A 21,700-nucleotide genomic window follows, 5' to 3' on the forward strand; every position below is an offset into this window, starting at 1 on the left:
AGCGATATGCTCATTTAAAACAAACTGACGAGAAATTACTTTCTCTATCAAATGATTTCTCATTTGTTTTGACTTCACTTTCGTGAAATCTACTCACTCGTTGTTCAGTTTTCAAAGACCAATTTTTTCATTTTGTTAGTCGCCATGTAATGTCTGTGACAACTTTTATATCATAACATGTCCGGTTCGTTTGTGCAAGCTTTTTTTTCGTTTAAGTTTCATTCGAGTTTGGCTTGCCGATTCAATAAATGTGTTATTTACTGGCCGGAATAAGAATATACCATGTCTATCATTAGGTTGACAAGTTGTAAAAATTGACAGTTAACTAGATCCTTTTTAATAGTCTTACAACCTACTCTCTAAGAATAACATAACGATATTACACGCCTACGTATCTCCTATTAAAACAATATACTTTCACTTCTCTACCATACCCCTATCTGAATTGCTGGAAACTTGAAATATTCTATTCGATTGCATTAACAGAACTGACGTCTTCTCTACCATCATCAATATCCTTCTAAGCAATACCGCAGTCTTACAACTACCTTCATTATAGCAACACCCCAAAAGTCATATCTCCACTCATATTAATCATAATAACTTCTACATAAGGGAAGACTACTTTCATATTTTTAAGTGGAGGTGTCTGGATTGAATACAAACGAATCAACTGAATCGACGCTGTCGATTGCTGCCTTAGGCGGTGTTAATGAAATCGGGAAGAATATGTACGTGCTCAGATATGGTGATGATATCATCGTCATTGACTGTGGCTCCAAATTTCCTGATGAAAGCTTATTAGGGATTGATCTAATCATTCCTGATATATCTTATCTACTGGAGAACCGCGACAAAGTCAGAGCCTTAGTTGTTACTCATGGTCACGAAGATCATATTGGTGGTATTCCATATATTCTAAAACAGTTGAATCTACCCGTTTATGCAACACCATTAACTCTGGGCTTAATTGAAGTGAAGTTAAAAGAGCATAGTCTTCTAGGCAGTACAAAAATGATAACGATCAATTCCAAATCTACATTAGAGATCGGAAAGATCAGTTTAAGTTTTTTTAGAACAAACCATAGTATCCCTGATTGCCTCGGTGTCGTATTTGATACTCCAGAAGGAACGGTTGTACATACAGGAGATTTTAAATTCGATTTAACACCTGTAAATGACGAATATCCAGATCTGCACCGTATGGCTGACATCGGTAAAAATGGTATCCTAGCTCTGTTGTCTGAAAGCACGAATGCAGAACGCCCAGGGTTCACCCTCTCTGAACAACTCGTTGGGGAGAATATTAAAGAAGCCTTTATTAAGGCAGAACAGAAAATATTTATATCAACCTTCGCTTCCAATGTTCATCGTCTACAACAAGTGATTGATGCAGCAGAGATAACTCATCGAAAGATTGCTTTGCTGGGAAGAAGTATGGTTAATGTGGTATCTATTGCTCATGAACTAGGTTATTTAAATATTCCTGAAGGCATGTTAGTCGAAGCAAATGAAGTCAGCTCCTATGATCCTCACCAGATGGTTATTCTATGTACTGGAAGCCAAGGAGAACCTATGGCTGCTTTATCCCGTTTAGCGAGTTCTGACCATCGACAAGTAGAAGTATTAGCAGGTGACACTGTTATCCTAGCTTCCACACCAATCCCCGGAAATGAGCGGAATGTGGCACGGGTAGTGGATAATCTATATCAATTAAAGGCTAAGGTTATTTACGGATCGGCTTCAGTAACAGGAATGCACGTATCGGGTCATGCCAGCCAAGAGGAACTTAAGTTAATGCTGTCATTAATGAAGCCTAAGTATTTCATTCCCATTCACGGGGAATTCCGAATGCTCCATCAACATCGTTTGTTAGCGGAATCGGTAGGCGTTGAACCAGATAACATCTTCATTATTAATAATGGTGATGTCGTCGATATTACCAATCAAAAGGCTATTCAACGTCGAAGCATACCTACCGGGAATACACTCGTTGACGGTCTCGGAATCGGTGATGTTGGAACGATCGTCCTTCGAGATCGTAAATTATTGTCCGAAGATGGCATTCTTATCGTCGTGGTCACGCTTAGCAAGAAAGAAGGTAAAATCATATCTGGGCCCGAAGTCATTTCTCGTGGGTTCGTATATGTGCGTGAATCAGAGGGTTTATTGGATGAAGTAAGCCGGATTACAGTAGAAAGCATCCATAAATTACAGGAAAAGAACATCACCCAGTGGGGAATATATAAGCAAACCATTAAAGAGTCCGTGGGGAATTACTTGTATAGTAACACTAAGAGAAGACCCATTATCCTCCCGCTTATTATTCAAGTCTAGATTGAGCTATTTAGACTCTCAGATAAAGGACACTCCAAACGGACACTACCTCATCGAGGATTGTGTCCTTTTTTTGCTAATGATCAAGTGCTATACTCAGGTATCCAGAGACTCATTCAATGAGTCATAGATGAACTTTAATCTAGTCTCGGTACTGTTTTTATTATCACCAGTGAGCGTTGGCCACTACGATTCGCAAAAATATCATAACATCTTAGGTTTCAGTTATTCCGTCTCTACAGAAACAATCTAACGTATGGTCGTTCACCATACCAGACGCTTGCATAAATGCATAACAGATGGTGGTGCCAACAAACTTAAAGCCTCTTTTTTTCAGAACCTTACTCATCGTATCTGATATAGGTGTGCTCGTAGGAACTTCAGAGCGGCTTGTCCATTGGTTTACGATCGGTTCACCATCAACAAAACGCCACATAAAGCTAGAAAAGGAACCTTCCTCACGTTCGATCTGCTGATACACACCAGCATTATGAATAATAGCACGTACTTTCAACTTATTACGGATAATTCCTGAGTCCTGAAGAAGTAGTTCCACTTTCGATTCATCATAAGCAGCTATTTTTATAGGGTCAAAATGATCAAATACTTCGCGATAATGTTCTCTTTTCTTCAAAATTGTATACCAGCTCAACCCTGCCTGCATTCCCTCTAACATTAACAATTCGAATAGTTTCCGATCATCACGTAGTGGCATTCCCCACTCCTTATCATGATAATCCATATATAAAGGATCTTGATTCACCCAGGCACAACGTTGCTTCAATTGTTCCATTTCACGCATACTCCTCTCATCGAGCTATCGCTCTATCTCAATGTATCTCATTTAGATTTGGAAAACCTTAAACTCAGATAAGACTAGACTAGCTTGGACATGATAAAATAATACTATCAAATCAAAGGAGCGATCCAATACATGAAACAAGAACTTATTGAACGATTTATTTCCTACGCCAAAGTAGATACGCAATCTAATGAAGATATGGATACATGCCCTACGACCTCTGGACAACTGATTCTCGCAGATATGTTAGTGGAAGAACTAAAGAGCATCGGCATGGAGGAAGTAACGGTTGATCGCAACGGATATGTTATGGCTACACTTCCCTCTAATACAGAGAAAGAAGTCGATACCATCGGATTCTTAGCTCACCTAGATACTGCCACAGATTTCACTGGAACAAATGTTAATCCGCAGGTGATCGAGAACTATGAGGGAGGAGATATTACTTTAAATGAATCCTTACATATTGTCATGTCACCTACAGAGTTCCCTAGTCTAGCAGAATATACGGGCCACACATTAATTACAACGGATGGTACAACGCTTCTTGGCGCGGATAATAAAGCAGGAATTACAGAGATTATGACAGCTATGTCCATCTTGATTCAACATCCCGAAATCAAACACGGGAGAATAAGAGTCGCTTTTACCCCTGACGAGGAAATTGGGAGAGGACCAGAGAAGTTTGATGTCACTGCGTTTAATGCTACCTATGCTTATACAGTCGATGGAGGTCCTCTTGGCGAACTAGAGTATGAGAGTTTTAATGCAGCAGCTGCCAAGATCACTTGCAACGGAAGTAATATTCATCCAGGAACAGCCAAGGGCAAGATGGTGAACTCCGCCAAAATAGCGATGAAACTCCAAAGCATGCTTCCGGTTATGGAAGCCCCTGAATTCACAGATGGCTACGATGGGTTCTATCATTTGCTTGAAATGCAAGGTGATGTTGAGCAGACAACACTTCATTACATTATTAGAGACTTCGACAAAGAGAATTTTCAGGCTAGAAAGGCGAACCTCGAACGGATTGTAAATGAGCTTAAAGCGGAATACGGTCTAAAGAGCGTAGTGCTAGATATGAAGGATCAATACTACAACATGAAAGAAAAGATTGAGCCTGTTAAACACATTGTTGATATCGCGTATGAAGCGATGAAGAATTTAGATATTGAACCTATTGTTAAACCTATTCGTGGAGGTACAGATGGCTCACAGTTATCTTATATGGGCCTTCCTACACCGAATATTTTTACTGGAGGAGAGAATTTCCACGGCAAGTTCGAGTATATATCCGTAGATAACATGGTCAAAGCAACACAAACGGTGATTGAAATTATTAAATTGTATGAGCAAAAAGCTTAAACTAGTAATACTGCCATAGGTCACTGGTAGATCATACACTATAATTTACTTCGACCTTTCTATTCATAACGTATATTTTATATGCGACCATCATTGGCTCAATAGAAAAAGAAGGACACGGCTCTAGTTCAGAGGCCGTGTCCTTCTTCTATATATACTCATTTAATCTTTTGACTCGGATTTATTTCCCAAGGGCTTCGTTAGTAATCGTACGATATACGATTTCAGATCCACGATACGAGTATGATCAGGCTCTTCATCGGTACCGCTAATGATCAATGGAACTAATGACTCCGTACGGTTAAGTGCCCCGTGGCCACCCCCACCTTTATGCGTAGGTGAGCTCTCACCCGCAAGTTCGTATCCCGACTTCGCTGTGACTACTAAGAAGTCTCCCTCATGGGAATTTAAAGCGCCGTACAGTCTCTTTAATGCATCAGGGTATTCTCTATATTGAACTGTGTCTTGATCTTTATCCAATTGTAGATCTAATACCTCGGGATGATTGCCTATGGTCCATGATTGTCCGTAAGCGTCTATCGTCTTCCCAGTTGGCTTATATCTGAATTCTTTCGTTGTGCCTCCCTGCAGCACTTGAATCCATCCGTTTTGTTTCCAAGCAATGAAATCGATACGTGCCTCATCTTTTAACCTATTAGCCATACTCCGGAGTGAATCTGTAGTATTCAATTTATACACATAGGCCATCGTTTCATTCACAGCCAGCGCGATTTCTGTATCCCTGGTAGTGTGTGCACCTGATTGTAAAATGGAGTAGTTATGCAATATCTGTGGCAGATCAATAACCGGTTGTTTGCTTTTCGGCATAATAGCACTCATGCCACTGTCCCCAACAATCATGATGACGGCTTCGTCCAACGCCTCTTTTGGAGAACCAAATGAGTTCAATACCGTCTGAAGTTGCTTGTCCATTTTAATAACACCATCGAGCACTGAGGGACCCTTCTTATGTAGCTCTTGGTCTAAATTAGGTAAATAGACATACAGAAAGTCAGGTAGCTTTTCCGTCTGCACTAAATGCTTCACAACTTCTACAGCATAGTCATTATTGAATCCCATTCGCTTAGTTAACGCATCAGGTAATTCCTTTACACCTTCTAGTGGATTCGAAAAGGAACCTAACGACAGAAAATCAGGTCCTTTCACTTTTATTTCTTCGGGTAATGAGGTTGGCTCTTTAATCCACTTAGGGACAGAGATTGTATGTTCCACGTTTCCTCGGTATATCAATCCATTGACAGAACCTGTTTTTAAACCTTTTTTGTTCAATTGCTCATAGATGGTTGCGGTTTGTGTATTCAGATGATCCCCGTTTAAATGAATCATAGCATCACTCATGACAGGGTCTATTCCATGTTTAAGGATTTCCATTGGCCCGGTTCCATAATTAATGACTTGATGATCTTTCGCTGAATACCAGATCAGACCAGGAACATGATGTTCGTTAGGGTACGTCCCCGTAATTAAAGAACTATCGATTGCAACAGACATTGTTGGAAAAGAACTCACGAGATTCTTATGATACTTGCCATGATCTATCAGGAATTTCAATGTAGGGAGCTTGTTTTGCTGTATTCCTTTATCAATGGATTGAGCCATTAGAGAGTCTACTAAGATCAGAATGACTTTTTTCGCTTTGTGTTCCGTTTGGGACTTCACATGGAGCAGATCGTCTTCCTTGGGCTTAGCTTTACTCCCATAACATCCTGAACAAATGATGAGCGGCACAACGATCCAAATCAAATATCTGACGATACGCACTAGTACCACACCTTTTCTGTAGTCTTTTCAACTCAGTTCTTAAGTCAATATACTTCAGTTTGTTCGTTTGTAAATTTAAGTATACAAGGAAAAGTTGGGCAGTTTATTTGGAGGGATATTCACAATATATAAGGTTATGCTAATCATAAAATTTCTAGGGAGTGAATAGATTTGGATTTTCTGAACAGCCAAGAATCATTAACAACCATTGAATGGGTCCTTCGAGGCATTATTAGTTTTGTATTTCTGCTATTGGCAAGCAAAATAATGGGCCAACGCTCGATTTCCCAATTAAGATTTCTCGATTTCATTATTGCCTTAATCCTTGGGAATATTATCGCTCACCCACTTTCAGATGAGAAGTTAGGTTTAAAGGGTTCTGTGACTACGACCATTGTTCTCATTATTTTATATGTTGTAGCGACATGGTTGAGCCTGAAATGGCCTTTATTCAAAAGATATCTCGATCCACCACCCATTACGGTTATTAACAATGGACAAATTCATTTTAAGAACCTATCCAAAGCTAGAATCTCGATTGAATTCTTATTTAGTGAACTACGCAAAGAAAAGGTAGAGAATATAGAAAAGGTAGCTCTAGCCGTTTGGGAACCCGGTGGTACCATTTCTATTTTTATGAATACGCAAAGCCAGCCAATTACCCCTGCAGATATGAAATTAAAGACCCAACCCTTTAACATCATAAGACCCATCGTCATTGATGGCGTAGCCGACTTATTCCTTCTTCATGAGATCGGCAAGGATATGAACTGGCTTGAGAAAAAGGTGTCTCCTACCCATACAAATATTCGCGATTGTGTATTAGCTACTGTTGATGAAAATGAACAAGTGAAAGTTTACTCTACTCCTACCTGAGGTCGACCTTTACTTACCTCTTATATCTGAAAAGTCAGACAACAAAAAACTAACTCGGTACGAATCATACCAAGTTAGTTTATTAAAATTTTAAATTCATTTATAGAGAGTTGAAGAGTTAGTCTCTTTAACTCGTGAAGATTGCCGTTTCTTAAAGAATAAGGAGACAGCAATCTTAGCACACACAAGCGAGAAGGCTAGAAATAATAGTGCCCAGAATACTGCAGGAACAGATGTCCAAGAGGCAAGATTAGAAGCGTCACCCGCCCTTCCCTTACTTGTAAGGGAAAGTACAACGAGATGAAAGGGCCCTACTACGGACTCTTCCAATGTAAGAAACGCAAGTAGCCCATAATATATAGTGCGTAGTGCTGGTGGTAATACCATCATCACAATGTTCAGTATGATAAACCCTACAAGCCAGAATACACCATAACCTTGGTGCACATACAAGATGAGCATGACTAAGGCAATCGTAGTTAGTAGGACTAATCCCCATTTCTCTCGGCGTTTATTCATCCAATAAAATAGTAACACCGCAAATAATGACGCTAAGGTATACCCCGCAAGTGCAACAAACATGGACATCCATTGCGATGTCGTTGTGGAATAAGTGACCCCGCTGTGGTTTGCATTCAATTCAATAGCTAGTACGCGTCCCGAGGTAAGTAGTGTCACTAATGCATGACCAAACTCATGAATCATCGTGTCTACGGTTCGAAATACATAACTAAAGGGTATAAACCTCGTTAGGATTGCCGAACCGACAAGCAATAGAATGGTCTTGAGCCATTTATTCAAATACATCCCCCTACTTTGCCTACATTAGGCAAGTGTTCTTACTCTTATATTAACAAGAATGAACGGGATTCACATCTATTACTCAACAGGAAACCAACCAGGTCTACCTACGATACCTTGCCAAAGCGGATCCGGAATCACCAGTTGCTTCTGCGCAGTAGTGCTCACAGTTGTAGCAATGTCTTCTTGACGTCCTGATTGTACTTTCTCCACCCAATCCGGCTCTACAATCAATTCTCTCCCTAGAGCAATTAAAGGGATATCAGTCTCCAATGCCTTCAAAGCCTCATCTGGCGTATGAATAGAACCTACACCCATGATAGGAACACGTTTTCCAACACGATCTCTAATGTATTCCATACGAGAACGACCATCCAATTCTACCCCACGTCTTGGCTCTGACCAGAAATCCATAAGAGAAATATGAATGTAGTCTAGATCTTTATCTGCTAAAGCATCAAGTAAAACGAGTGTATCTTCCATGGTGAAACCCAATTCCTCTGGCTCTTCTGGAGATAAACGATAACCCACTAGGAAAGGTCTATTAGCATGCTCAGCTACAACTTTCTTCACTGTATCCACGACAGCTAATGGGAACGTCATTCTCTTCTCAAGACTTCCACCCCAGCGATCATCCCGGCGGTTTGTGTGACCAGAGAAAAACTGATGTATTAGATAGTTATTCGCCCCATGAATCTCTACACCATCATATCCAGCTTCTATAGCTCTACGCGTTGTTTCTCCAAAATCATGAATCATAGCTACAACTTCTTCATCTGAAAGAGCACGCGGCGTTACTTGGCCATCATCCGTTGGTACTGCACTCGCACTGACAACATCACCATTTACCAGTTCAGGAGGACACATACGACCACCATGGAATATTTGAAGTACAGCTTTCGAACCCTTTTCCTTAATTGTAGTTGCTAGTCTTGTCAAACTAGGAATCATCTCATCGCTATAACCAGCGAATTCACCATGAAATCCTTGTCCGTTCTTGGAGACATTGGTGCATGCAGTAATAATCATGCCCACGCCACCAGCTCTACGGCTATAGTAATCAATCTCACCATCTGAGACTGTACCGTCTAAATTCGAAGACCAATTCGTCATCGGAGCCATAACAACACGATTCTCTACCTCAACACCACTACGAAAAGTAAACGATTTGAAAAGCGGTTCATATTTAGCTTCCATTTGATTAGTCCTCCATGATTATATATTTTCCATACTGTAACTATTATAATTACAATTAATTTGATTTGCAAATCTGCCGAATAATGATGGTAAAAAAGAACAGAAGCTTATCGCTCCTGCTCTTACATGATTCCATTAATCTATTATTCAATTCCTGCAATCCATTTATTTACCTTTTCTTCATTAGCGTCTACCCATTTCTTAGCCGCATCTTCTTCGGACATCCCATCAGCGATATCACCCATCACAGCTTCCATATCTGCTGGTGCCCATTCAAATTGATCTAGAAAACGATACGCATTGGGTTGATCTTCTTTCAGACCTAAGCGTACAAGTGTATGGATTTGCTCGCTTCCACCGTACACCTTCTTAGGATCATCAAGGTATTTCAAATCCATATCTGCGAACATCCAATGTGGAGTCCAACCTGTAATTACAATCGGTTCCTTTTTAGCATAAGCATCCTTAAGTACCTTTACCATTGCCGCTGAAGAGCTCTCTTGAAGATTCCACTTGCTGAGATTATACTCTTTAACTGCATTTTCTGTTTGGCTCATTATGCCAGCACCCGGTTCAATCCCGGTAATTGTATAATTAACCGACTTACCTACTGCTTCTTTATTTAAATCTTCGATCGTCGTAGCATCCATGTAGGTTGGTACAACCAATCCGTTCTTGGTTCCATCTAAGTTAACGCCAAGATCTTCAAGCTTATCTTTATTGGGTTCATAATAGTTCTCACCGTGTGTGCTTGGTAACCATGCAGCGACCATTCCATCTGCACTACCATCTGCAACACCTACGTACATAGGTCCAGCATCAACCTGAAGCATCTCTACTTTATAGCCTAATTTACTTTCCAATACTTCCTTTACGACATTGGTGCTAGCAATTTCTGAATCCCATGCGACATAAGCTAGCGTAATTTTTTTATCTTTCGATGCCGTTCCGTTTCCTGCATTATTCGCGTTCTTGTTATTAGAACATCCTGCAATCACCAAAGTTATTGCCATAAACGCGACCATAAGTACACTCATTTTCTTTTTCATCATCAATTATATTCACTCCTTCTTATTTTTCTTAGCTAATTTCTGAGTCATTCGATCCAGCATAATGGCTAACACGACAACGGCTAACCCTGCTTCGGTACCCACACCAGTCTTCGCTTGCGTTACTGCTTTATAGACATCTGCTCCGACACCTTGAGCACCGATCATTGAAGCAATAACAACCATCGATAGTGACAGCATAATCGTCTGATTAATTCCCGCCATAATGGTTGGAATCGCAATGGGTAACTGTACTTTAACTAACTTCTGCATACTTGTTGAACCAAATGCATCTGCTGCCTCTACTAAATCCTCAGGAACCTGGCGAATACCCAAACTTGTTAATCGAATGGTAGGTGGAATAGAGAATATAACGGAAGCAATTACGCCTGGTACAACACCTAATGAGAAGAAAGCAACGGCTGGTAATAAATAGACAAACGCCGGCATCGTCTGCATGAAGTCCAAAAGTGGTGTGACAACACTTTGTACTTTCTTATTTCCAGCGCATAGAATGCCAATCGGCACACCTAGTACAATAGAAATGATGGAGGCAGTTAACACCAATGCAAGAGTATCCATCGTATGTTCCCAGTACCCTAAATTAAGAACTAACAACAAACCTATAAGTGTGAAAGCACCAAGTCTTACTTTTCCAAGCCAGAAGGCAAGGATTGTAAAAATTGCGATCAATACTAGCGGAGGTAAAAAGTTAAATCCATCTGCTAAACCATTGACGACATTACCTACGACTAGTTTAACGCCGTCAAAAAATGGCTCAAAATTCGTCTCTAACCAACCTTCAAGCGATTCTACCCATTCACCTATTGGGATCTTAGGTACATTCATTGAGGTTCACCTACTTCCGCCTCATTATTTCCAGTCAGTGCTGCGAGGACAGCTCCTCTGATCACGATTCCTACTAGACGGTTGCGATCATCAATCACAGCCACAGGAATCTTAGCACTACTTACAACATCGAATAGTTCTACTAAAAGAACATCCGGGGAAATCGTCGGAGTATCGTGAATGATAATCTCCCCAAGCGTCTGGCCTGATTTGATTGCAGCTAATGCATCCTCTGCTGTCACAACCCCTATTAGTTGACGAGACTTGTCTACAACATAGAGATTGGATATTCCTCGATCACGCATCAGTTGTAAAGCTACTCTTGGTCCACGGTCTATACCAATTGTCTCTGCACGAATCATGACATGTGCCGCAGTCAGTACCTTGGACAAGTCTACATTCTCAACGAATCGTTCAACATAAGCATTGGCAGGATTCATTAGAATTTCTTCAGGTGATCCAATCTGTACGATAGCCCCGTCTTTCATCAACGCTATACGATCACCAATACGTAAAGCTTCGTCGAGATCATGGGTGATGAAAATAATCGTCTTCTTCATATTTGCCTGAAGCTCGAGTAATTCATCCTGCATATCTTTACGAATAAGTGGATCCAGTGCGCTGAAGGCTTCATCCATCAATAGAATGTCAGGATCGTTAGCCAATCCGCGAGCTAGTCCAACGCGTTGCTGCATTCCTCCGCTTAATTGATCCGGTTTCCGGTCTTCTAGTCCCCCTAACCCAACTAAGGCTAAGGATTCCTTCGCTTTCTTACTTCGTTCCTCTTTCCCTACCCCTTGAACCTCTAATCCATATTCAACGTTCTCTAATATCGTGCGGTGGGGAAAAAGAGCAAATTTCTGAAAAATCATACTCATTGTCTTTCTTCTGACCTGTCGTAACTCTTCCCGATTCATTCGAACGATATCTTTACCGTTGATGAGAACCTGTCCTGCAGTTGGTTCAATAAGACGGTTCAATAGTCTTACCACCGTCGATTTGCCGCTACCCGATAAGCCCATAATGACAAATATTTCACCAGCTTCAATGGAGAAGTTGACCTGATTAACCCCTACTGTTAATTTTGTCTCTTTCGCAATACGTTCCTTAGTCCAACCTTGCTGTAGCAAAGGAAACGCCCTTTTAGGGTCATTACCGAATACCTTACTTAACGATTTAACTTCTATAATCGCCATCTATATGCCCCCTTCAGTCAATCCAAATCTAATATATGGCACTTATATAGTGTAGACTTCATCAAAAATAGGGTCAAAATGGAGAATCGAGCGTATAGTACGTACAGTTTTAACTTTACGTACTATATTAACTGTATGCTCCGTTTAACTTACAATTCCTTCTTTGCTGTATTCTTTACTTTTCAAACACTTTTTTTTACAATGGATGCTGTGGATATTGTTTCCGCTCATCGCAAGCGTTATTCAAGGGAGTGTACGATATGACAACATTTGATGGATTAACTGAAGAGCAAGCTAAAGTGATCGAGAAATCGCGTCAGCGCGTTATGGATTCTATTGGAACAAATATGGATCTATATGGGGTCACAATGTCCATTGGTCATTTGTACGGAAATATGTACTTCCACAATGGTCCCGTCACGCTGGACGAGATGGGTCAAGAAATGGGCATGAGCAAAACAAGTATGAGTACGGGCATGCGTGCATTAGTTGATCTGAAAATGATAAACAAAGTATGGGGAAAAGGTTCGCGGAAAGATCTGTATGAAGTTGAACGAGACTGGCATCAGAACTTTGTTGATTTCTTCTCTATAAAATGGCGAAAATCTATGGAAATGAATATAAATTCTTTACACAAATCGTTAACAGAGCTTAGAAAGTTACAGGAACAGAACTGTGATAATGAGCAGCTGATTACCTATGTGGAAATGGACATAGAAAGAATGACCCACGCTGTTCAATACTATAAATGGTTAGGTCAATTCATCGACGCATTGGAAACCGGGAAAATATTTGATTGGATTCCAAAATTGGAGGAATAACTCCAGCTCTTTTATTCATTCCATCAAAAAAAGCCACCACTCTTGAATCATTCAGAGTAGGTGGCTTTTTAAGTTTAAGTAAATCAGTCCGGACGTTCAATAGAAAATAATTCACCCAACTTGGCGTATGAGGTACCCGCAAGCCGACTCACCGGTCTAAGGGAATGAGGATTAATATGCCCGTTCTCATACACCGATTCATCTATATGGAAACAGACTACACGTCCAATTAGTAGATCTGCTGTTGGAGATCCCTTCGTTCCTCCGAGTGGTATACAATGTTCAAGCGTGCACTCCATCCGAATCTTAGCCTCCGCTATGCCAGGGACTGCTATCTTGTCACTCGCCACAGGAGTAAGTCCTGCCAGAACAACTTCACTCTCTTCTGGTGGTAAATTGGCTGCTGTCTCGTTAATCTGGTGAATATAGGATTCATCAGATATATGAACAACAAAGGCCCCTGCCTCTACCGCATTTCGAGCTGTATCCTTTGGTATTCCGTTCTTTCGCTGTACAGATATAGATATTAAGGGAGGATCAGCAGTGACAACATTGAAATAACTAAACGGTGCAGCATTCAAAACGTCTTTGTTTGAGAGCGTTGTTACAAATGCCACGGGTCTTGGAATAATGCTACCAATTAGCAGTTTATAGTTATCACGTTCGCTTTGTTCTAATGGATCGATAGAAATCATAATGATTCCTCCTCTCTAAATAAGGATCTCCTCAGGTTTACTTATCATTGTATCAAAACTGTTTATAACTCACGAATTCAGCAACAGGTTTACGATACCCTCGTGGTCTTTGACTTGCTCATTTGTATATCTCCCTTTATCTATTATCTAAGTAATACAGCGTCAAGAGAGTAATCCCCCGCACCTATGAAAGCCAATCCAATAGCAACTGCAATCAACAATACATTGTATTCATACCCATTCGCTGTAGCCCAGTAGCCATTTGCACCATGTACTTTAATAATAGCTCCAAGCATCGTCGCGATGATCAGGATAGAACCAACTACGGTGAACAACCCTGTAACGAACAATAACCCTGCAACCAACTCCATTAGTCCGGCCATGACAGCCATCACAACACCAGGTTTCATCCCCATGGATTCCATCCAGGCACCCGTTCCCTTAGGTCCATGACCGCCAAACCAACCGAACAACTTTTGTGCACCGTGCCCCATATAACTCAACCCAACAACCAACCGTATAATCAACAACCCTACTGCGATACTCATTTGTAATTCCTCCATATTTTCGTATTTGGTTAGGATATCCGTTAAACCTACAAGCTATATTATCTTAACATTAAGATAAAAAATCAAAAAAATTTATCTCCCTGTTTCTAAGCTTGTTACCTCCACACCATTTAATCTTAATTTAAAGATACTTTATATTGAGGTATTAGTCAACATTTTTTATATATTTTTAAAAAAAAGATAGTAGCCCCTTTCTCTATCCGGTGACTACTACCTTTACTCTTTATCTCATATGTAACGCTATAAGTATAAAGGGAAGAATTACCGCATACCTGAATGCCCGCTGAAAGTTATGGGATTAACTATGTTCCTCAGGGCTATTTATATTCCGGAATACTTCTCTAGCATGGCTTGTCAGTTCTTCTCCATCGATCCAACGCACATCCACTTTTTCCAAAAGTCTCATGACGCTAAAATGACCTTGCTCCAAAGCATGATAGATGGAATCTTTCATCCTAGCATTAAAAATAGAAACGATTGGATGTTGTATACCGTCCACTTCCACTGCGAGAACATCTTCACCCGTATAGCTTGCAACAAGTTGCTCCATGACATCCCTGCTTATATAGGGCATATCACAAGGTAATACTACATACCGATCTGCTTGAAAAGCATTCATGACAGAGTATATTCCCGCAAGGGGGCCACATCCCATATATTCACTTACATCCACGATCACGTTCAGCCCTTCTCTAAATCGCTCTAGAAACTCTGGGCGAGCTACCAATACTACTTGATCACTCACCGTCGATATAGCTTCATTGGCAATCTCATAATAAAACTTACCTTCTTGTTGCACAAATGCCTTTGGAGAACCATAACGCCGCGATAATCCACCCGCCAAGACAATACCTACTGTATTCATGATCTGCTCCTCTATGGCTATTTCATTATTAGTATTCCTTCATCCACTACTATAAAACGAACTATTCCGTTTGCAAAGTATCTACTTCTACATACTAGTGAAACAACCCATTTCATAGATTATTCTATTCATGAAAGTTTAATAACTATGGCACAATGGGTAATCTGTATAAGAGAAACTATGAATGAGTGCTCATATGAGTGGTAAATTGGACATGCTATTACACAAAAGGGGATTACACATATGAATCGCAATAATACGATGATGCAATTTTTTGAATGGCATGTTAATGCAGACGGAACACATTGGAAACGTCTTAAGGAAGCTGCGCCCGAATTGAAGAAAAAAGGAATTAGTACCGTATGGATTCCACCTGTCACCAAGAGTCAATCTAAGGATGACACAGGTTATGGTGTATATGATTTATACGATCTCGGAGAATTCGACCAAAAGGGGTCCGTTCGCACGAAATATGGAACAAAACAGGAATTAGAAGATGCTATCACTGCCTGTCACGATCAAGGACTTGCCGTTTATATAGATGTAGTCATGAATCATAAAGCGGGAGCAGATGAGACAGAAACCTTCAAAGTTATTGAAGTAGATGGCAATGATCGTACGAAAGATATCTCCAAACCCTTTGATATTAAAGGCTGGACAAAATTCACATTCCCAGGACGAGGGGATAAGTACTCATCCTTTAAGTGGAATTCGGAACATTTTAACGGAACTGATTATGATGCGGCTAAAGAGCGAAGTGGTGTTTTTCGAATCTTGGGTGAGAATAAACATTGGAATGAGAATGTTGATAATGAATTTGGGAATTACGATTATTTAATGTTCGCCAATATTGATTACAATCACCCTCAAGTGAAAGAAGAAATGATCTCCTGGGGCAAATGGCTTGCAGAAACGTTATCGTGTGATGGCTATCGCTTAGATGCGATCAAACATATTAATCATGATTTCATTAAGGAATTCGCAACTGAAATGACTAAAGAACGAGGAGACGACTTCTATATGGTGGGCGAGTTCTGGAACCCAGAGCTCTCTGAATGTCAGCAGTTTCTAGATACGATCGACTACAAACTGGATCTATTCGATGTCTCTCTTCATTATAAATTAAACGCAGCTTCAGAGGCGGGTAGTTCGTTTGATCTCAGAACTATTTTTAACGATACGCTCATTAGCTCACACCCCCAAAATGCTGTAACATTCGTAGATAATCATGATTCACAACCTAATGAATCACTTGAATCTTGGGTGCAGGATTGGTTTAAACAAAGTGCCTATGCGCTAATTTTGCTAAGACAAGATGGTTATCCAGTCGTCTTTTACGGAGATTATTATGGAATTGGTGGCGATCAACCACTGAAAGGAAAACAATCAGCCATTGATCCCTTGTTATACGCTCGTTACCATAAGGCCTATGGGAAGCAGATAGATTATTTCGATCATCCCAATACCGTTGGATGGGTCCGGCAAGGTATGCAAGAATTTGAGCATTCTGGTTGTGCGGTTGTCATCTGCAATGGCGATGCTGGAGAAAAACGAATGTGTGTTGGAGAAGATCATGCAGACGAAGAATGGGTTGACCTAACTAACTCGAGAAAGGAACGTATTACCATTGAAGCTGATGGTTTTGCAACATTTCCAGCCAATGGTGGTAGCGTATCTGTATGGGCATACCCAGACAATGTATAAGTAGTTAAACTAAAAAGGGGATGTCTCGTAACCTACGTAATAAGGCTGCGGGACATCCTCTTGTTCGATATAAGCTGGAGTGTCTATCTATTTCACAATGGTTCCTCCAAGACTTCTCGATGTTCCTGGCTCCATTCTATGCGAAAAATTAATGATGCAACATTCTAATGTAACTTACCGTCTAAGATGATGTAAGCCGAATAGAAATTTAATCCATTATGACATCCTAAAAACCATTGGAGGAATGACAACGTGAACCACATGTTAAAAGTATTAACAACAGCATCTATCCTAACGATGATAGCTATCCCGGTGGCAGCAAGTGCACAGGACGTAGCTACGCCAATTCAATATGGACAAGAATCTACAATAAAGATAGTTCCTGGTACAATGGGTCAAATAACCGATTTCGTGAACGATAAAACAGGTAAATTCATTACAGTAACAGGTCGTGGCCTTAGCTTCGCTGATCAAAGCGAAATCATTCTATCCATTACAAAAGACACTAAAATTTTCGATTCTAAAGGTAAAATAGTACCTTTAAAAACGATTATTGATGAGAAAAAAGTTGTAAAAGCATTCTACGATCCTAAGATTACGAAGAGCCTTCCAGCAATAGGAACAGCGCTAACCCTGATTGTTAAAGACCAGAGCTTTACTGGAATTAACGGAACAGTATCTGATGTTAATGACAGTAGCATCACGGTTACAGGAAAAGATATCTATTCCGAATTGGAAGATAGTATTGTACTTCACTTTGATGACCGTGCACAGATCATGAGCCAAGATGGAAAAACCATTGAAGCAAGTTCGATCAAACCAGGTATGACTATCAAAGCATTCTATGGCCCTGCTGTGACGATGAGCCTTCCTCCTCAATCCACAACGAACTATGTCGTGGTAGACACTACCGCTGAAGAAACGGTTCCAGCGAAAGCTCCTGGTACATCTGGCGTGATAACGAATATCCAAGATAACAAGTTCACTGTGATTGGGAGTCCTATGGAGCAAGGTGGCGTGAACTATGTGATATTGAAGGTTGATAAGAACACTCAAATTTTTGACCAGAATGGAAATTCATTAACACAAGACGCGTTAAAATCGGACCTTCTTGTCGATGCTTATTATGGTGAAGTAATGACGATGATCTATCCAGCTCAAACGCATGCTGATAAAATAGTTGTGAAAGAAACACACTCCAATAAAATTGAAGGTACCATCGTTGCTTCTGAAGAAACAACAAAAGGCCAAGTATATGTCAACGTTGGTTCTGACTCAAGTATCAACAATGATGTCATTCTCAACATTACAGATGATACAACTGTAATTGCAGATATGGGTGGAAATGAATTGAAAGCAGGCATGAAAATTGTCGCTTACCATTCCCCAATGATGACTAAATCATTACCCGGTATCACAAATGCTGAAATTGTAGTCGTAATCTCTGGCAATATAATATTGCCTCAATAATCATGTTACATGCCAATATATTAAAAAAACGAACCGATCTATTGAGATCGGCTCGTTTTCTTTTTCATGTCATAATCATATAAATAATGATTATTTATTTTTTCTTAAACAGAGCAACCGTAAAATGGATTGCTTCTAATACCTCTTTTACAAAAGGAACATTCTCAGGCTCCCACTCCGATGGACTATCCATTCCATATTCATCGACGTACTCCATTAATTGTGCCGCCGCTTCCTGTAGTTGAGCTCCTTTGACCGCAGATTTACCTCTCAACACCTGGACCGAGAGTTTCATGGCTTTGGACGTTTCCTTAATAAAAGGGAATTCATCCTTCTCCCAAGCCTTCGCGTCGTCCATGTCATATACGGATATCCATTTCTCTAGTAACTGTGCAGCTCTCTTCTCATCCATTCGACTCATACCATTGTTCTCCATTCTCGTGATCTATTGATATAGGATTATGCCTTGTTTCCATCCATTTTACCATGCTACTACCCTTGGATTCGCATTTTTTTTGCTTTTCTAGACTTTTACGGATATGGTTGAGGTGAAAGATCTATTAGACGCTATGAAGGATGGGAAATTATTGAAACAAAATATTCAACAACCGGAATTTATATATACTTTTGCATGTAGTGCAGATGAGCAATCTTTATACAGCTTGGAAATGCGCTCCCTATTTGGGATGGAAACTGATTCCTATATTATGAAGAGCTCCATTGATATCGATCCAAATCGAAGTCCATTTATTAAAGAGCAAATAGAAATCATGTACGAAGGCGATCAAATGTCCGATATTCTGAAGCAAGTGGAAGAGATTGTTCTTCATGATTCGACATTCAAAGTCATATTCATTAAGATTAATGACCTAGCTTCAGCGGACAAAATATCCTACGAGGAAAGACGTCTCATCGAACGAGATTTAGGATTACATATTGAGGGCGAAGCAGATGTACACAATCCAGATTATGTATTTGGAATTGTTGCCTTAGGGGGTCGCTGGTATTTCGGAAAATACCGTAAAAATGACGCCTTATGGTTCCTTCATATGAAGAAGCCGCGCAACTATTCAATTGCTCTAGGTACACGTCTCGCAAGAGCAGTGGCTAATATTGCTGTTCCAGCACCAGTAGGATTGAAAGTAATCGACCCTTGTTGTGGGATCGGAACGGTGTTAGTGGAAGCACTCTCCATGGGTATCGATATTGTAGGCCGCGACATTAATCCACATATCGTCCAGGGCGCAAGAGAGAACATCGCTCACTTCGGATATGTAGGTGAAGTCACCTTTGGCGACATTTCCGACGTATCTGAGATGTACGATGTAGCGATCATTGATATGCCTTACAATCTATTCTCTACAACAACACCCGAGGAACAATTATCTCTCCTTAAGAATGCCCGCCGTTTCACAACTAAGGTGGTTATTATTACAATTGAAACCATTGATGACATGATTAAAGAAGCAGGTTTTACAATTCAAGATCGATGTGTAGCCAAAAAAAGATCATTCTCCAGACAAATTATTGTCTGTTCCTAATGTTCTCCACCACGCCGAAATAGGATAGTTGGATGATCCAATCCCGACAATCTCCCCAATTCCTGTCCAAACCATATGCCATGAGCTTGTTGGGTCGCTTCTATCCAAAGAGAAATGTAAAGCAATCATATATTTAATTCCAATTATAGATGAACTATATAGATTATTATGATCATATTTGAAAAACGTAATCACAAAAGAGATGCCCATATCATATGGACACCTTTACTTAGAACTTATTCACTACTGCTTTCTTCCTCCTATTCACAGAAAATACGCCTAGATTCTAGGATCCAACCTAGTCGTGTTAGTTATTGTCCTTAAACAACAAAAATCCCAAATCCTTAAATCAGGATTCGGGATTTTTTATATGGAGATCATCAGCCCCTAGAATTTAATAATTCCAGCTGAATGAAGGAATACGAATACAACTAGGATCGGTGCGACAAATCGTAACATGAACAACCATAAACGAAACCATACTGCAGTGAGGCCTGCTTCTTCTGCCACACCCTTCCAGAAGTATCCTGCAAATATCGTGACCATGAGTCCTCCCAACGGTAACAATATGTTAGAAGCCACAAAGTCAATCCAATCGAAGAATGGCTTACCCCCGAAGGTTAACCCTGGTGAAACTCCCAAGGACAAGGCAGCAGGAACACCTAATATGAAGCATCCGACAATAAAAATCCATACGGACCGAGTTCTACTCCATCCAAAGCGATCCATAGCGTATGCTACCGGTACCTCTAACAATGACACTGCTGAGGTTAACGCTGCGATAGCTAGCAAGATAAAAAAGAAACCCCCAACAATGGAGCCGAAGGGCATCGCTGAAAATGCAGCAGGCAATGCAATAAATACGAGTCCCGGGCCTTGTCCAGGATTTAGTCCAAAAGAAAAAGTGGTCGGGAAAATAATCAACCCGGCGATAAGCGCATAGAGAAGATCACCTGCTCCAATAGCTAATGTTGCCGTTCCAAGTGATTGACGTTTCTCGACATAAGAACCATAGGTAATCATGGTCCCCATACCAAGGGATAATGAGAAGAATGCATGCCCTAACGCTACAAGCGTGGACTCGGTTGTCAGTTTTGAAAAGTCAGGATTAAGAAAGAATGACACACCAGAACTTGCACCTGGTAATGTTAAAGCGCGAATCATTAATGCAACTAGTAGAATAAACATTCCAGGGATTAGAATCTTGTTGAATTTCTCAATTCCCCCAGAAACCCCTTTAACCACTACAGCGCCTATAAGTACTAATACGATGGCCTGCCAAAGTATTGGCGAGTTGCTATCCATGAATCCATTGAACATGACGGTGAAATCTGTATTCGGAACTAATTTACCACTAAACGATTGCACCGCATAATGAAGAGTCCATCCTGCAACAATAGCGTAGAAAGACAAGATGACAAATGGTGCTACCACCGAAATCATGCCTAATCCGCCCCATATTTTTTTCCCGCTTAATTTAACAAAAGAAGAGGATGCACTTCCACGGCCACCTCGACCAATTGCAAGCTCTGCGAGAAGGACAGGCAGACCTACAATCACTAAACATACAATGAATAGTAAAAAAAATGCAGCCCCACCGTATTGTCCTGTAATGTATGGGAATTTCCACATGTTACCCAGCCCGACGGCACTCCCGATCGCTGCAAGTATAAATCCCGATGATGAGAACCGTTCCCCTTTACCATTAGATAAATCCTGATGATCCTGTTGCGAATTCTTCATGATTACCCCCCGATGTTATAAGCCTTAGCATAATACTA

General features: G+C 40.5%; 19 protein-coding genes. 7 read left to right on the forward strand and 12 right to left on the reverse strand.

From position 1 onward, the window contains the following. Positions 1 to 654: 654 nt before the first annotated feature. The gene (locus tag AC1D69_RS11975) at positions 655 to 2,337 is read left to right on the forward strand and encodes a ribonuclease J (RefSeq protein WP_495456396.1); all 1,683 of its coding nucleotides are present in this window, start codon (positions 655 to 657) and stop codon (positions 2,335 to 2,337) included. A gap of 214 nt (positions 2,338 to 2,551) precedes the next feature. Here the strand turns inward: AC1D69_RS11975 and AC1D69_RS11980 are convergent, their stop codons facing one another. After that, entirely contained in the window at positions 2,552 to 3,130 is a 579-nt protein-coding gene (locus AC1D69_RS11980; RefSeq protein WP_495456397.1) for a DNA-3-methyladenine glycosylase I, read from the reverse strand. Between the two features lie 141 nt (positions 3,131 to 3,271). Here AC1D69_RS11980 and pepT point away from each other — a divergent pair, with 141 nt between their 5' ends. Further along, positions 3,272 to 4,504: a peptidase T gene (gene pepT / locus AC1D69_RS11985; RefSeq protein WP_495456398.1), complete on the forward strand. Its 1,233-nt coding sequence runs from the start codon at positions 3,272 to 3,274 to the stop codon at positions 4,502 to 4,504. Positions 4,505 to 4,666: 162 nt separating this feature from the next. Here the strand turns inward: pepT and AC1D69_RS11990 are convergent, their stop codons facing one another. Beyond that, a complete protein-coding gene (locus AC1D69_RS11990) occupies positions 4,667 to 6,286 on the reverse strand; it encodes an alkaline phosphatase family protein (protein ID WP_495456399.1) in 1,620 nt (539 codons plus the stop codon). A 171-nt stretch (positions 6,287 to 6,457) separates the two neighbouring features. On the opposite strand from AC1D69_RS11990, the gene AC1D69_RS11995 reads away from it, so the two are divergent. After that, positions 6,458 to 7,162, forward strand: a complete 705-nt coding sequence (locus AC1D69_RS11995; RefSeq protein ID WP_495456400.1) for a DUF421 domain-containing protein — start codon at positions 6,458 to 6,460, stop codon at positions 7,160 to 7,162. Positions 7,163 to 7,258: 96 nt separating this feature from the next. Here AC1D69_RS11995 and AC1D69_RS12000 read toward each other — a convergent pair whose 3' ends face one another. From AC1D69_RS12000 to AC1D69_RS12020, 5 genes are all read right to left on the reverse strand, one after another. After that, positions 7,259 to 7,963 carry a M50 family metallopeptidase gene (locus AC1D69_RS12000; protein ID WP_495456401.1) on the reverse strand — a complete coding sequence of 235 codons (705 nt, stop codon included), beginning with the start codon at positions 7,961 to 7,963 and terminating at the stop codon, positions 7,259 to 7,261. 78 nt (positions 7,964 to 8,041) lie between these two features. Further along, the gene (locus AC1D69_RS12005; protein WP_495456402.1) at positions 8,042 to 9,160 is read right to left on the reverse strand and encodes an NADH-dependent flavin oxidoreductase; all 1,119 of its coding nucleotides are present in this window, start codon (positions 9,158 to 9,160) and stop codon (positions 8,042 to 8,044) included. Between the two features lie 143 nt (positions 9,161 to 9,303). Next, positions 9,304 to 10,212, reverse strand: coding sequence for a glycine betaine ABC transporter substrate-binding protein (locus AC1D69_RS12010; RefSeq protein ID WP_495456403.1), 909 nt, complete (start codon positions 10,210 to 10,212; stop codon positions 9,304 to 9,306). A gap of 9 nt (positions 10,213 to 10,221) precedes the next feature. Further along, entirely contained in the window at positions 10,222 to 11,058 is an 837-nt protein-coding gene (locus tag AC1D69_RS12015) for an ABC transporter permease (RefSeq protein ID WP_495456404.1), read from the reverse strand. After that, positions 11,055 to 12,254 (reverse strand): quaternary amine ABC transporter ATP-binding protein, encoded by a 1,200-nt coding sequence (locus tag AC1D69_RS12020; protein WP_495456405.1) that lies wholly within the window; start codon positions 12,252 to 12,254, stop codon positions 11,055 to 11,057. The genes AC1D69_RS12015 and AC1D69_RS12020 overlap by 4 nt, the downstream gene beginning before the upstream one ends. Positions 12,255 to 12,514: 260 nt before the next feature. On the opposite strand from AC1D69_RS12020, the gene AC1D69_RS12025 reads away from it, so the two are divergent. Further along, positions 12,515 to 13,075, forward strand: a complete 561-nt coding sequence (locus AC1D69_RS12025) for a GbsR/MarR family transcriptional regulator (RefSeq protein ID WP_495456406.1) — start codon at positions 12,515 to 12,517, stop codon at positions 13,073 to 13,075. 83 nt (positions 13,076 to 13,158) lie between these two features. On the opposite strand, the gene AC1D69_RS12030 is transcribed toward AC1D69_RS12025, so the two are convergent. The 3 genes from AC1D69_RS12030 to AC1D69_RS12040 all read right to left on the reverse strand — a co-directional run bounded on the left by AC1D69_RS12030 (position 13,159) and on the right by AC1D69_RS12040 (position 15,204). Next, the gene (locus AC1D69_RS12030) at positions 13,159 to 13,770 is read right to left on the reverse strand and encodes a flavin reductase family protein (protein WP_495456407.1); all 612 of its coding nucleotides are present in this window, start codon (positions 13,768 to 13,770) and stop codon (positions 13,159 to 13,161) included. A 143-nt stretch (positions 13,771 to 13,913) separates the two neighbouring features. Then, a complete protein-coding gene (locus AC1D69_RS12035) occupies positions 13,914 to 14,318 on the reverse strand; it encodes a DoxX family protein (RefSeq protein ID WP_495456408.1) in 405 nt (134 codons plus the stop codon). A 319-nt stretch (positions 14,319 to 14,637) separates the two neighbouring features. Further along, positions 14,638 to 15,204, reverse strand: coding sequence for a molybdenum cofactor guanylyltransferase (locus tag AC1D69_RS12040; RefSeq protein WP_495456409.1), 567 nt, complete (start codon positions 15,202 to 15,204; stop codon positions 14,638 to 14,640). Between the two features lie 243 nt (positions 15,205 to 15,447). On the opposite strand from AC1D69_RS12040, the gene AC1D69_RS12045 reads away from it, so the two are divergent. Further along, positions 15,448 to 16,908 carry an alpha-amylase gene (locus AC1D69_RS12045; protein WP_495456410.1) on the forward strand — a complete coding sequence of 487 codons (1,461 nt, stop codon included), beginning with the start codon at positions 15,448 to 15,450 and terminating at the stop codon, positions 16,906 to 16,908. Between the two features lie 261 nt (positions 16,909 to 17,169). Next, on the forward strand, positions 17,170 to 18,378 hold the full coding sequence (locus AC1D69_RS12050) for a peptidase (protein ID WP_495456642.1): 1,209 nt from the start codon (positions 17,170 to 17,172) through the stop codon (positions 18,376 to 18,378). Between the two features lie 94 nt (positions 18,379 to 18,472). Here the strand turns inward: AC1D69_RS12050 and AC1D69_RS12055 are convergent, their stop codons facing one another. Next, positions 18,473 to 18,799, reverse strand: coding sequence for a hypothetical protein (locus AC1D69_RS12055; RefSeq protein WP_495456411.1), 327 nt, complete (start codon positions 18,797 to 18,799; stop codon positions 18,473 to 18,475). Positions 18,800 to 18,965: 166 nt separating this feature from the next. On the opposite strand from AC1D69_RS12055, the gene AC1D69_RS12060 reads away from it, so the two are divergent. Further along, positions 18,966 to 19,919, forward strand: a complete 954-nt coding sequence (locus AC1D69_RS12060) for a TRM11 family SAM-dependent methyltransferase (RefSeq protein WP_495456643.1) — start codon at positions 18,966 to 18,968, stop codon at positions 19,917 to 19,919. A gap of 387 nt (positions 19,920 to 20,306) precedes the next feature. On the opposite strand, the gene AC1D69_RS12065 is transcribed toward AC1D69_RS12060, so the two are convergent. Next, positions 20,307 to 21,662 (reverse strand): sodium-dependent transporter, encoded by a 1,356-nt coding sequence (locus AC1D69_RS12065; protein ID WP_495456412.1) that lies wholly within the window; start codon positions 21,660 to 21,662, stop codon positions 20,307 to 20,309. Positions 21,663 to 21,700 lie beyond the last annotated feature (38 nt).

It is taken from the genome of Paenibacillus sp. Y301 (genome assembly GCF_059445505.1).